At 69.6% G+C, this 13,528-nt stretch carries 10 protein-coding genes; 2 read left to right on the forward strand and 8 right to left on the reverse strand.

Translation table 11 applies throughout. From position 1 onward, the window contains the following. Positions 1-45: 45 nt before the first annotated feature. The 7 genes from ABZT04_RS06730 to ABZT04_RS06760 all read right to left on the reverse strand — a co-directional run bounded on the left by ABZT04_RS06730 (position 46) and on the right by ABZT04_RS06760 (position 10,943). Positions 46-2,139, reverse strand: coding sequence for a SpoIIE family protein phosphatase (locus ABZT04_RS06730; RefSeq protein WP_356053693.1), 2,094 nt, complete (start codon positions 2,137-2,139; stop codon positions 46-48). A gap of 290 nt (positions 2,140-2,429) precedes the next feature. Then, on the reverse strand, positions 2,430-3,122 hold the full coding sequence (locus ABZT04_RS06735) for a DUF402 domain-containing protein (RefSeq protein WP_356053695.1): 693 nt from the start codon (positions 3,120-3,122) through the stop codon (positions 2,430-2,432). 72 nt (positions 3,123-3,194) lie between these two features. Further along, positions 3,195-4,580 (reverse strand): class II fumarate hydratase, encoded by a 1,386-nt coding sequence (locus ABZT04_RS06740; RefSeq protein ID WP_356053697.1) that lies wholly within the window; start codon positions 4,578-4,580, stop codon positions 3,195-3,197. A gap of 38 nt (positions 4,581-4,618) precedes the next feature. Then, positions 4,619-7,636 carry a hypothetical protein gene (locus ABZT04_RS06745; RefSeq protein WP_356053699.1) on the reverse strand — a complete coding sequence of 1,006 codons (3,018 nt, stop codon included), beginning with the start codon at positions 7,634-7,636 and terminating at the stop codon, positions 4,619-4,621. Between the two features lie 13 nt (positions 7,637-7,649). Beyond that, on the reverse strand, positions 7,650-8,009 hold the full coding sequence (locus ABZT04_RS06750; RefSeq protein ID WP_356053701.1) for a hypothetical protein: 360 nt from the start codon (positions 8,007-8,009) through the stop codon (positions 7,650-7,652). Positions 8,010-8,688: 679 nt separating this feature from the next. Then, a complete protein-coding gene (locus ABZT04_RS06755) occupies positions 8,689-8,835 on the reverse strand; it encodes a hypothetical protein (RefSeq protein ID WP_356053703.1) in 147 nt (48 codons plus the stop codon). 440 nt (positions 8,836-9,275) lie between these two features. Beyond that, a complete protein-coding gene (locus ABZT04_RS06760) occupies positions 9,276-10,943 on the reverse strand; it encodes a fumarate hydratase (protein ID WP_356053705.1) in 1,668 nt (555 codons plus the stop codon). 169 nt (positions 10,944-11,112) lie between these two features. Between ABZT04_RS06760 and ABZT04_RS06765 the strand changes: the two genes are divergently transcribed. Beyond that, complete coding sequence (locus ABZT04_RS06765) at positions 11,113-11,832, forward strand: DUF1707 domain-containing protein (protein WP_356053707.1); 720 nt, start codon at positions 11,113-11,115, stop codon at positions 11,830-11,832. Between the two features lie 173 nt (positions 11,833-12,005). Next, positions 12,006-12,380, forward strand: a complete 375-nt coding sequence (locus tag ABZT04_RS06770) for a WhiB family transcriptional regulator (protein ID WP_026150672.1) — start codon at positions 12,006-12,008, stop codon at positions 12,378-12,380. A gap of 66 nt (positions 12,381-12,446) precedes the next feature. On the opposite strand, the gene glpX is transcribed toward ABZT04_RS06770, so the two are convergent. Next, complete coding sequence (gene glpX, locus ABZT04_RS06775; RefSeq protein WP_356053709.1) at positions 12,447-13,481, reverse strand: class II fructose-bisphosphatase; 1,035 nt, start codon at positions 13,479-13,481, stop codon at positions 12,447-12,449. Positions 13,482-13,528 lie beyond the last annotated feature (47 nt).

Consider the following 13,528-nt stretch of genomic DNA (forward strand, 5'->3'; position numbering starts at 1 on the left):
GCAGTCAACTCCGACGCCGGTACGTCGGCAACTTTTGGATGGGGTCTAATTCCGGTTCAGTTCGAACCAGACCACCTTCCCGGTGCTCAGCCGGGTGGCGCCCCACCGACGGGCCAGTCTGTTGACCAGGTAGAGGCCGCGCCCGCCCTCGTCCGTGGCCCGCGCCTGCCGCAGCCGGGGCAACTGGGGCACGTCGTCGCCGACCTCGCAGCGCAGCACGTCGGTCCGCAGCAGCCGTAGCGTGACCGGGCGTGACGCATAGCGCACGGCATTGGTGACGACCTCGCTGACCAGCAGCTCGACGGAGTCGCTCATGTCCTCCATGCCCCAGCGGGACAGCGCGCGCCGGGCCAGCCGGCGGGCCTGGCCGGGTGCCGTCTCCTCCGGGTCGAGGAACCAGTACGCCACATCGCTCGGCGCGATCCCGTCGAAGCGGGCGGCGAGCAGCGCGATGTCGTCGTCCCGGTCGCCCGGGCCGAGCATGTCGAGCACCTCGTCGCACAGGGCTTCCAGGGGCGGCGGGTGATCCGGTCCGGTGAGCTGCGCGACCGCGGCGAGCTTCTCGCGGAGCTGCTCTATCCCGGTCCACACGTCCCGCAGTCGCGACTCGACCAGCCCGTCCGTGTACAGCAGCAGGGTCGCTCCGGCGGGCGCGTCCAGTTCTACGGCCTCGAAGTCGACGCCGCCGACACCGATGGGGGCGCCGGGCGGCACCCGCAGCACCTCGGCCCGGCCGCCCAGATGCAGCAGGACGGGCGGCGGATGTCCCGCGTTGGCGATGGTGATGCGGTGCGAGACCGGGTCGTAGACCGCGTAGAGGCAGGTCGCCATGCGGTCGGTGCCCAGGCGCTGGGCCTGCTCGTCGAGGTGGTGCAGGACCTCCTGCGGGGGCAGGTCGAGACCGGCCAAGGTCTGGGCGGTGGTGCGGAGTTGACCCATGATCGCGGCCGAGGTCATCGAGTGGCCCATGACGTCGCCGACGACCAGGGCGACCCGGCTGCCCGGCAGCGGGATCGCGTCGTACCAGTCGCCGCCGACCCGGGCCGTCTCGGCGGCCGGGAGATACCGGGAGGCCAGCCGCACGCCGGTGGGGCGGGGCAGGGTCTCGGGCAGCATGGTGCGCTGCAACTCGTCGGCGATGTACGCCTCACGGCCGTAGAGCACCGCCTTGTCGATGCCCAGCGCGCTGTGCGTGGCGAGTTGGGCGGCGACCAGGAGGTCGTCGGCCTCGAAGGCCATCCGCTCCGAGCTGCGCAGGAAGAGCGCGGCGCCGATCACCCGGCGCCGGCCGCGCAGCGGCGCGAGGATCGCGCGCTGACCGCCGGGGACGATCAACTCGCCGCCCTCGCCCAGGAGTTCCGGCAGCGCGGCACGGGCGGCGGGCGAGTCCGCGAAGACGGGCCGTACGCCCCGCAGCACCTCGTTGAGCGCACCGCCGGGCCGTACCTCGCACAGCTCGGCGGTGACCGCCGACAACTCGGACGGCTGCTCGGGCTGGAGGGCGGGCAGGAAGCCGTTCTCCGTGTCCCGCTCCTCCGGGATCCGGTCGGTGCGCCGCAGCCGCAGCACGACGGGACCGGTGGGCCGCTCGTCGCCCACGGGCAGCGGGTCGCGCAGATAGACCAGGATCGCGTCCGAGAAGGTCGGCACGGTCGCCCGGCACAGCCCCATCACGATCTCGTCCAGGTCGATGCCGCGGGCGATCCGCCGGGTCGCGGCGCCCACGAAGCGCAGCCGGTCCCCGTCCCGCCGCATCGGCATGGGACGGCCCGGCGGCAGCCCCTGTCCCGTACGGCGCTCCTGGTCGGAGGCGTCGGAGAGCTCGCCGCCGCCCGGCTGGACCGGGATGCCGTCGGGCACGGGACGCGGACGGTGGGTGTCGGGTTCGGCGGCCGAGGGCTGGGAGTGCTCGGAGCCACCTGCGGTGTCGGGCTTCACAGGGGTACCTGCCGGGTCCTTCCCCTTGGCGCGGGACGTGCTCGTACCCGGTGCCGAATGCGGCTCACCGGTGCGTGCCTGAGCCGGTAAACCGGCGGCACCGGACGGCCTGGGCGGCGTCGGGGTACGCAGAAGCGCCCCACGGGGGTCCGTGGGGTCGGCGCCCTGGGGGCGCTCGAAGGAGGTGGGGTGCTCCGTCACGCGTGTCGAATCCGTCCGTCCGGGACCGCACGCGGCGCGTGCGGATCGTCCCGCCGAAATGCCGATACCCGGAATACGTGCCCCAGGAACGGAATTCCCGCGTGGTCAGAGGCTGTTCCTGTGCCACCGGTGGGCCGGCGGCCCGAACCGCCGGTGCCCTGATACCCCTCGCTCACGTCCTGCCGCCCCTCGGTGACGTCTGGTCAGTCCCGGTGTCCGCCCCGGGAGTTGTCGCTGTGCCCTTGCGGAGGACGATCCTACGGTTGCGGACCGGGGGCGCATCAAGGGTCTCATGTGGACATGTGCGCGGGGGTGCGGTCCCAGTCCTCCGGAAGTGAAGGTACAGCCCAGGACGGATCCGGGCGCCAGTGCTGCCATCCGTCCGCGAACGGCGGGCCCCACGCGCGGATCGTCTCGACCGCCGACCAGCCCGCTTTCCTTACCCGCTCGGCGAGTTGGGGATCCATCAGACCGTCCCGCTGGGCCTGCGCGAACTCGTCCTCGTCACGCCACTGCCAACTCCGGTCCGGATCCACGGTGATGTCCAGGAAGTGGTCCTCGGAGTCGACCCCGCCCGCCCAACGGGCCAGCGGTTCCTCAAGGTTCACGTACCAGTTCTTGAACTGCCATCCGGGTTCCCAGAAAAGCCACACCGACCAGGGCTCACCGGGCCGCGCCAGCTTCAGCACACCTGTCCCGAACCAGCGGTCCAACTGCACGGTGCGCGGCTTGGTGTACCGGGTCTCCAGCGGCTCCACATGCACCGAAGTGCCGTCCGCGAGCACCGGCTTCACACACTCGGTGCCGGGCGCCATCCAGACCGCGAGCAGCTCACGGTCGTCGCGGACGACCGTGACGGGGCGGACGATGTGGAAGCGCTCGCCGGCGTTCTCCCGGTAGCGCCACAGGATCTGACTCCCGGGCGCCCAGAAGGCCGTAGACGTACCCGCTTCCACCGCTCTCACCGCTCCACCGTCTGCCATGAAGAGATATTAGGTGCCCCGGGCATACGACGCTGCGGTGCGCGTCACGGTTCGCGCCATCGCAACCAAAGGTTACGGCCGCGTCATCCGCAGGACATCGAGGGCCTCGTCGAGCTGGTCGACGGTCAGGTCGCCGCGCTCCACATAGCCGCTCTCCAGCACGACCTCCCGGATCGTCTTCCGCTCCGCCACCGCCTTTTTGGCGACCTTGGCGGCCTCCTCGTACCCGATGTACTTGTTGAGCGGGGTGACGACGGACGGCGAGGACTCGGCGTATTCACGCGCCCGCTCGCGGTGCGCGACGATCCCGTCGACGGTCCGGTCGGCGAGCAGTCGCGAGACGTTCGCGAGCAGTCGGATCGATTCCAGGACGTTCTTGGCGATCACCGGCAGCATGACGTTCAGCTCGAAGTTGCCCGCGGCCCCGGCGGTGGCGACGGTCGCGTCATTGCCGACGACCTGCGCGGCCACCATCAGCACGGCCTCCGGAATCACCGGATTGACCTTGCCCGGCATGATCGAGGACCCCGGCTGAAGGTCGGGAAGGGAGATCTCGGCCAGCCCGGTGCGCGGCCCGGACGCCATCCACCGCAGATCGTTCGCGATCTTCGTCAGCCCTACGGCGATGGTCCGCAACTGCCCACTGGTCTCGACGATCCCGTCCCGGGCCCCCTGCGCCTCGAAGTGGTCCCGCGCCTCGGTCAACGGCAACCCGGTGACCAGGGCGACCTCCGCGATCACGGCGGCGGAGAACCCGGGCGGGGTGTTGATCCCCGTACCGACGGCGGTCCCGCCCAGAGGCAGCTCCGCGAGCCGCGGCAACGAGGCCTCCAGCCGCTCGACGCCGTAGCGCACCTGAGCCGCGTAGCCGCCGAACTCTTGGCCCAGCGTCACGGGCGTGGCGTCCATGAGGTGCGTCCGCCCGGACTTAACGACATCACCGAACTCGACGGACTTACGCGACAGCGCGTCCGAGAGATGCTCCAGGGCGGGAATCAGATCGTGGATCACGGCACCGGTGGCCGCGATGTGAATGCTGGACGGGAAGACGTCGTTGGACGACTGTGAGGCGTTCACATGATCGTTGGGATGCACATCGCGCCCGAGCCGCTCGCTCGCGAGGGTCGCGATCACCTCGTTGGTGTTCATGTTGGACGAGGTGCCGGACCCCGTCTGAAACACGTCGATCGGAAAGTGCTCGTCCCACTGCCCACCGGCGACCTCACGGGCCGCCTCCTGGATCGCCTCGGCGATGTCCTTGTCGAGCACGCCCAGCTCGGAGTTCACCTTGGCGGCGGCACCCTTGATCCGGGCCAGGGCCTGGATGTGGGCGCGCTCGATGTGCTGGCCGGAGATCGGGAAGTTCTCCACGGCGCGCTGGGTCTGGGCGCGCCACTTGGCGTCGGCCGGGACCCTGACCTCTCCCATGGAGTCGTGTTCGATGCGGAAGTCGCTCATATTCGGTACAGCGTTTGGGTCGGGCGTGATGTTCCCGGTCAGCGGGCTCGGAGCTGTTCGTCGAGGCGGCCGAGTTCGTCGAGGAGATGACTGTCGCCCTGCCACTTGGCCAGGCGGGGGAGTGCCTCGGCGGGGAGCCCGTGGATCTGTTCGGCATCGGTGGTGGTGCCCTCCAGATGGGCGATGCAGTGCCGCAGGAGTTGCCGGTCGAGGTCGAGAGGGGTTCCCCGTGGAACGTTCCGCACGCTCCACACGAAGTCGGTGGCCTCACTGGCCTCGCGGAGCGAGAACAGGGCGGCGAAGAAGGCGGGGCCGCCGGTTCGGCCGCGCTGGATGGCGCGGGTGAGGGCGCGGTGGCGGCGGAGTTCGGCGAGGGTGACCCTGGTGATCACGCGGAGGGCCTTGTAGACACCAGTAGCGATCGTCACCGCGACAACTGTGACAGTAGCGGTGTATATCGCCAGGCGAACGGGCCGCGGCATCGTGAATCCTCCCAGCAGCTTTTCGATCAGAGCGCCCGCGGCGCCGATCGCTGGCAGGGCGGCCATGGTAAGTAGCGCGTTGCGCAAGAATTTGCGCCATTTCCATTTCCGGGCCCTCAGCCACTCCCTGCACGGGTGATCTCTGAAGCCGAGCACGTACAGGACGACGAACAGGAGCCGTACCCCTCGGAGTTCGCGGGCGGAACGGCCACGGTGGACGGCATACAGCACGCTGGGCCCCCAGAGGACGGCATGGCTCAGCAACAGGGAGGTGGCGAGGGCCGCCAGCGTCGGCACGATGTCGTGGTGCACGAGGCCCTGGACCACGGCCGCGAACCCGATCGCGGTGAACGCGAGAGCCAAGGTGCTGACGCCCCGCAGCATCGGGTCGCTCTTCACATCGAGGAAATCGGTGTCGATCGCCCCGGCGATTCTGTGTACCCGGCTCCTTCCCTTTCCATAGGAAACGGGCCTGCTGGACTGGTAGAAGCGGAAAACGACCCACGTAGGAAGGGCGAAGATCAAGAGTCCGGAGACGAGGGCCGTCGGCAGATGCAGGAAACTGCTCGGACGATCGGCGATCATCTGGAAGAGGGCACCCGATCCTCCCAGTGCGATCGCCCCGGTCCGGCTCCGGTCCACCACCCGCCGCAACCCCACGAAGTCGTCCTCGGCCCGCAGCCGTTGCAGGTCCACGTCCAGCGCGCGGGTCTCCGCGGGCGACGCCCGCCGCTCTCCGAGCCGGGTGATCAGCAGCCGTCGTATAGACGCCCGCACCTCCGCCGACAACGCCGGCAGCGTGGCGCACTCCCGCAGCACGGTCATCCGCAGCCAGCCGCTCTCCCCGGCGAAGGCACGGTCGACATAGGCCTGGCGGGTCTCCTCGGACAGCAGCGGCAGGCAGTCCAGGGCGAACTTCCGGTCGCTCACGCTGCCCCGCTCCCATGCCGCCGCGACCAGCTCCTCGACCAGTGGTCGCACCGGCTCGTGCGGCCAGTCCGGTCTGCCCTGGTAGGCGGCCGACAGCAGCTCAAGGCAGTGGACGGCCTCGGGCGACCACTCGAACCCGTCGGGGCCGGGCGTCAGGGCACGGTCCCGCTCGGTGGCCAGTACCTCGCCCAGGGCGGTCAGCAAGGGGAGGGTGACCTCCCGCGGACCGTCCTGGAGTACGGTCACCGCGGTCTCCCGCCACCGCCCGCTGGTCGCCAGCTCCCGAGCCGGTACGGCGGACGGATGCGCGGCGACATAGCGGCCTGTGAAGTACTGGAGTACGCGGCGGTGGCCGAAGAACACGGTCCGGCCGGCGGATTCCTCCGCCGACGAGACCAGGATCCGCGACGCGGTGAGCGTCCGGAGCATCAGGTCGCGGGTCACGGTGTCGTCCGCCGCCCGGGAGATCTCCCGGGCGTACGTCTCCTCGTCCACGGAGAGCCCGCCCCGGGTCGAGGTCAGCCGGTAGGCGAACCGGGCGAGGAAGTCCTCCAAGGCGGTATGTGCGCCGGGTCCGGCCGACGGCAGGGCCGCCCGCAGCCGGGACGCGGCGTACTCCGCGAACAGGGCGCTCGGCCGGTCCGGAAGGGCGTTGTTGCCTCGCACATAGGTCGCCAGCAGGTGCAGGCTCAGCGGATTGCGCAACTCGCCCGCGAACCCGCGGCGCGGATCCAGCAGGAGCGGCTGTACGAGGGCCAGAGCGCTGTCGTCGAGATCCAGACCGTGCAGCAGGGCCTCCTGCTGCTGCGGGGACATCCCGAGGAGCTGGAGCCGGGTCCAGCCGGACGCGCGCGGGCCTTTGTACTCCCGCGTGGCGACCACGCACCGGCCGCCGCCCCCGACAAGTTCGATGACCGTCTGGATGTACGGCGCCACGGCGGCGTCGATCGTCGGGCTGTCGAGCACGGCAGGGATCTCGTCGAAAGAGTCGAGCAGCAGGGTGACCCGGCGATGGCGCAGGTCGTCCATGAAGGAGTGGGCGAGGTACGCGGCGACGTCGGCGCTGCCCCGAGGAGCCGTCTGTGCCAGGACGTAGCGGCGCAGCACGTCCGTGTCGATCTCGTCCGGTCCTGCCCTGAGATCGCGGAGGTTGACATAGAGCGGCAGCGGCGCGGTGACGTTGCGGCCCTCCGCGATCTGCCGCAGCCGGGACATCGCGTGCCGGCGCAGTGCGACACTCTTGCCCGCGCCCGCACCGCCCTGGAGCAGGATGAGATCGGTCTCCGGACGTGCCAGGACCTCGTGCAGCGGTCTGACGGCGCTGCGCCCGCGCCGACCCGGCAGGACCCGGCGGTGCGCCGGCGGGCGGCCGTCGACATCCTCGACGACCGCCGACAGATCGATCAGCCGGTCGTCCAGCCAGTGCATCTCGTCGAGGGTGGCGGTCAGCTTGCGGAGCAGCAGCCGGGCGAGCGCCTTGCGGAACTCGGGGTCGTCCGGCGGCGGAGGTGGTTCCTCGCGCGATTCGCCGTGGGGTGCTCCGGCGCTGCCCGCCGGGAGACTGACCTGACCGGCGTTGATGACCGTGTCCACCCGCCAGTTCGGCTGGCCGAAGTCCGGCTGCGCCTCGTCCCCTCTCTGCATCGCACGGGCCCGATCAAAAGTGATGGCCGGCCCACTGGGCCAGCGAATCCACGGAGTTGCCCAGTTCCACGGCGGCCGTGGTGGCGCCGCGCAGGGCGCGCAGCCGGCCGGCGACCCGGGTGAGACGGCCGACCATGGCATCGGGCGCAGCGTCCCCTTCGGCCGTCGCCTCCTCCACGACGAGAGCCAACTCGCCGTCGAGAGCGGCGCGTTCGGACTCCGGTACATAATCGAGGGCGCCGAGGTCCGCCTGTACCCGCGTCACCGCGTCGGCGAACTCCCGTGGCCCGCTCTGCTCGGTGAGGTGCAGATCCCCGGCGATGTTGTAGACCCGGCTGTTGTGGAGCTGCCAGGACGACTGGTCGAACGTCATATGTGCTCCCCCGAGAGTGACCGGCACTCAGGGTAGGGCCATGGAGGGTCCGTTGACATCGGGATGAGACGGATCACCGTACCGCAACCGGTCGGTGACCCAGGTCTCACCACCCCCGTGCAGCAGATCCCCGAGCTGAAGGGAGGAGCGTGTGGAGACGGACTTCGACGGTTTCGTCGCCGCCCGGTCGGCTGCGCTGTTCCGGGGTGCCCTCGTACCGACGGAGAAGCGCGAGGCGGCCGGGAGCCTGCGCGATCTCCGCCAAGGACGCCCGGTAGTTCCTGCCGTTGTGCGAGACAGTCTGTACGGCGTTCAGGAGGGGGCAGCATGGCCAGGAGTCCGGACTCACCCGACAACGTGTTCGCTGAGTGGGTCACCTTGCCCGACGGCAGGAGGATCCGTGTCATGGCCTACGGCGACGGATCCATCCGCTTCCGAGTCGAGGGAACCCCGTACGTGCTCACTGAGGCGTTCCTCAGTGGCAGCAGTCAGGACACAGCAATCTTGAAACTGTCCCCTGGCAAAGCGGGCAGTGCGGCACACCGAAATTGGATGGCGGACAAGACATCCAAGACGGATGGGGGCGACGAGTAGCCCCACAGGGCATGAGCCGGCCCCCCTCTGCGCTGCGTCATAGAGAGGGTTCGTTCCTGCCGCTTGGGCGGGGCCCGAGGCAGGGCTAGGGGTGGGTGATCGTGGTCAGTGAGGCGATGACCGTGACCGCCCACGCCGCCATGGGGGCTGCCGCGAAGGTAGCCAACTCCAGACGCTTCCTGCGGCCCCGGTGGGACATCACGGCACATCGCCCCCAACCCGTTCTGGGCATCCGAAGCAGGGTATCCATGGCCCCCGGATGGGATGCGGTGGGTGTGCACGGCCATGGTGTCCGACTCGTACGACCACCCTTCGGGGGCGCGTGCCGCAGCGCGTACTGCGTCAGGGTCCGGCACGCCACCGGGACACAGTCACGCAGCCTCACGAGCTTGCGCGGTACGTCCGCACTGGTGATCATGCCGACCGCCCACACGTGGCCGTTACGCAGGACTGTCCAGCACGGCCGATACCAACTCGCCATGTCCTCAGGGGAGTTCACGCCATGTCCCTAGTGGCACGGGGGTTCCGATGTCCAAGTCAATTCAGTGATGCTCTGAGACGGCCTTACGATGCCTGGCGTTGGCCGCTCACGGGGCCGCGCGAGCGGCAGGGTGACGGAGAGAGCCCCCAGCCGACGGCCAGGGGCTCCCCTCGGGTCTCTACGCTGCCAGGTCAGCCCAGGCCCGGACCCCGGACTGGGATGCTGGTGAACGTCGGCGTCGGCGCCGGATCCTGGAAGAAATCGTTGCCCTTGTCGTCGACCACGACGAACGCCGGGAAGTCCTCGACCTCGATCTTCCAGACCGCCTCCATGCCGAGTTCCTCGTACTCGACGACCTCGACCTTCTTGATGCAGTCCTGGGCGAGCCGGGCCGCCGGGCCGCCGATCGAGCCGAGGTAGAAGCCGCCGTGCGCGTCGCACGCGTCCGTGACCTGTTTGCTGCGGTTGCCCTTCGCGAGCATCACCTTGGAACCGCCCGCCGCCTGGAACTGCTCGACGTAGGAATCCATGCGACCGGCCGTGGTCGGACCGAAGGAGCCGGACGCGTAGCCCTCGGGGGTCTTCGCCGGGCCCGCGTAGTACACCGGGTGGTCCTTCAGGTACTGCGGCATCTCCTCGCCCGCGTCCAGCCGCTCCTTGATCTTGGCGTGCGCGATGTCGCGGGCCACGACCAGCGGGCCGGAGAGCGAAAGCCGGGTCTTCACGGGGTACTTGGTCAGCTCGGCGAGGATGTCGTCCATCGGCTGGTTCAGGTCGATCTTCACGACGTCGCCGGCCTCGTCCAGGTGCTCGTCGGTCGTCTCCGGCAGGAAGCGCGCCGGGTCCGTCTCCAACTGCTCCAGGAACACGCCCTCCGCGGTGATCTTCGCCACGGCCTGCCGGTCGGCCGAGCAGGACACGGCGATGGCGACCGGGCAGGACGCGCCGTGCCGGGGCAGACGGACGACGCGCACGTCGTGGCAGAAGTACTTGCCGCCGAACTGCGCCCCGATCCCGATCCTCTGCGTCAGCTCGAAGACCTTCTGCTCCAGGTCCTTGTCCCGGAAGCCGTGCCCCAACTCCGAACCCTCGGCCGGGATTTCGTCCAGGTAGTGCGCGGAGGCGTACTTCGCGGTCTTCAGCGCGTACTCGGCGCTCGTGCCGCCGACCACGATCGCCAGGTGGTACGGCGGGCAGGCCGCCGTACCCAGCGAACGGATCTTCTCCTCGAGGAACTTCATCATGGAGCCCTCATTGAGGACCGCCTTCGTCTCCTGGTAGAGGAACGACTTGTTGGCCGAGCCGCCGCCCTTCGCCATGAACAGGAACTTGTAGGCGCCGCCGTCCGTCGCGTACAGCTCGATCTGGGCGGGCAGGTTCGACCCGGTGTTCTTCTCGTCCCACATGGTCAGCGGGGCCATCTGCGAGTACCGCAGGTTCAGGTTCAGGTAGGCGTCGTAGATGCCTCGCGACAGGGCCTTCTCGTCCTCACCTCCGGTGAGGACGTTCTGCCCGCGCTTGCCCATGACGATCGCCGTACCGGTGTCCTGGCACATGGGCAGCACACCGGCCGCCGCGATGTTCGCGTTCTTCAGGAGGTCCAGGGCGACGAACTTGTCGTTGTTCGACGCCTCGGGGTCGTCGATGATCCGGCGGAGCTGCGCGAGGTGCGCGGGCCGCAGATAGTGCTGGATGTCGTGGATCGCCTCGGCCGCGAGCTTGCGCAGCGCCTCCGGCTCGACCTTGAGGAACGTCCGCCCGTCGGCCTCGAAGGTGGAGACACCCTCGGAGGTCACCAGCCGGTACGGGGTGGTGTCCTCTCCCATGGGGAGCAGATCGGTGTACGCGAACTCAGGCATGTCGCCCATTCCTCACTCGACAGACAGCGCAGCCGGCCTCCATTGGCCCGGCGCCCACCAGCGTAGAACCTGCCGCTGACAGCGGGCTTGTGAGGTAGGGCTCAGTTCGCCACGCCAACGTTGTCCACACCCCTAGTCGCGATCTATCGCGTTTCGGTACGCTGCTGCCGTGGACCTTCAGAAGCAGCCCGCGCAGAAGCAGCCCGCGGCCCCGCAGCCCGCCCCCGCGGCCACCGCGCTGCGCGCCTCGGACGCCGACCGTGACCGCATCGCCGACATCCTGCGGGACGCCCTCGCCGAGGGGCGGCTGACCGCCGACGAGCACGCCGAGCGGGTCGAGGGGGTGCTGAGCGCCAAGACGGTGGGCGAGCTGGAGGTCTTCATCCAGGATCTGCCGGCCGCCCATGGACACCGGGCGACGACCGCGTCGTACAGCCCCGCCCCGAACCGCCCGACGGAGGGCGCGATCCCGGCCGAGGCCGACGGACACGTGGTGGCGGTGTTCAGCTCCGCCATGCGCAAGGGCCGCTGGCGCGCAGGCCGCCGTATGCACGCGTACGCCGTGTTCGGCAGTGTCGAGATCGACCTCAGCGAGGCGATCTTCGAGTACCAGCAGGTCGTCATCAAGGCCATCTCGGTCTTCGGCAACGTCGAGATCCGCGTCCCGGAGAATGTGTCGCTGCGCGGCACAGGCGGCGGTGTCCTCGGCAACTTCGAGGTGGACACGCTGGATTCACTGGAACCGGACGCGCCCGTGGTCTACGTCGACGGGTGGGCCGTACTCGGAAACATCGAGGCAAAACCCAAGCGGGGCAAGCTCGTTGCGGACATTCTCGATCGGGTTCAGCGCAAGGTCGACAAGGGTTTGCGCAAGCACCTGGATCGTTGACGGTTGTGAATCGGGACACATGTGGAGCTGATCGGTCCACGCCGGTCGGCCCCTGACATCGCGCAGAAGCGCCCGAAAACCAGCGGTTCGGAACTCAGTGCATAGGCGCGCGCACAGCGGGTAGGGCTTGCTGCATCGTCTCTCGCTCGCGAAGCCGTCGTCAGGAGTAGACCGTGCTGCAACCGCCGCATTCGTCCCTGCAGGTAGCCGCTGTTCCGGCTCAGCGGGTGCCTGCGCGAGACAGGGACCAAGACGCTCCCTGGCACACCGAAGCGGTGTGCCGGCGCGACGAGGCCGGCCTGTTCTTCGCCCCCTCCAAGGAACCCACCGCCGCCCGACTCTCCCGCGAGGACGCTGCCAAGCGCGTCTGCGCCCGCTGTCCGGTCATGGTCGAGTGCCGGGAGCACGCACTCCTGCAACCGGAGCCCTACGGCGTCTGGGGCGGCCTCACCGCCGCCGAGCGCCGGGTGGTCCTGGCCAGGCGCCGCCGCCGCGACCTGGAGCTCCAGAAGGCCCGCGCGGCGGGCCGCATAGCCGCGGCCGGCTGACCGACGTAGAAGAGGCGCCCCCACCGCACCGGGGGCGCCTCTTCGCGTACGACCGTGTGGTCGTGGCTACTTGGCCCGGTCGAAGTCGATCGCGCTGTAGGCCCGCAGCTTGCTGAGCCGGTGCTCGGAGTCGATCCGCCGGACCGTGCCGGACTTCGACCGCATCACGATCGAGTCGGTGGTGGCGGTCTCCGAGCGGTAGCGCACGCCCCGCAGCAGCTCGCCGTCCGTGATCCCGGTCGCGACGAAGAACACGTTGTCCCCGGAGACCAGGTCGTCGTTGGTCAGCACGCGGTCCAGGTCGTGCCCGGCGTCCAGCGCCCGCTGCCGCTCGGCGTCGTCCTTCGGCCACAGCTTGCCCTGGATGACGCCCCCGAGGCACTTCACGGCACAGGCCGAGATGATGCCCTCGGGGGTGCCGCCGATGCCGAGGAGCAGGTCGACGCCGGTGCCTTCGCGCAGCGCCAGGATCGAGCCCGCGACATCGCCGTCGGAGATCAGCTTGATCCGCGCACCGGTCTCTCGGATCTCCTTGATGAGGCCGTCGTGGCGCGGCCGGTCCAGGACGACGACGGTGACGTCCTCGGGCGTGACCCGCTTGGCCTTGGCGACCCGGCGGACGTTCACCGAGACCGGGGCCTCGATGTCGACGAACTCGGCGGCCTCGGGCCCGGTGACCAGCTTGTCCATGTAGAAGACGGCGGACGGGTCGAACATCGAACCCCGGTCCGCGGCGGCCAGCACGGCGATCGCGTTCGGCATGCCCTTGGCGTTGAGCGTGGTGCCGTCGATCGGGTCGACGGCGATGTCGCACTCGGGCCCGGTCCCGTCACCGACGCGCTCGCCGTTGAAGAGCATCGGCGCCTCGTCCTTCTCGCCCTCACCGATGACGACGACGCCGTTCATCGAGACGGTGGAGACGAGGGTCCGCATGGCACGCACGGCGGCGCCGTCGGCGCCGTTCTTGTCACCGCGCCCGACCCAGCGGCCCGCGGCCATCGCGGCGGCTTCGGTCACCCGGACGAGTTCCAGGGCGAGGTTGCGGTCGGGGGCCTCGGAGGGGACTTCGAGTTCGGACGGCAGATGATGATGCTCGGTCATCGGAGCGCACCTTTCTGATACGACGACGGCCGGATGAGGGTGTGCCC

The sequence above is a fragment of the Streptomyces sp. NPDC005492 genome, from assembly GCF_040605995.1.
GTDB lineage: Bacteria > Actinomycetota > Actinomycetes > Streptomycetales > Streptomycetaceae > Streptomyces.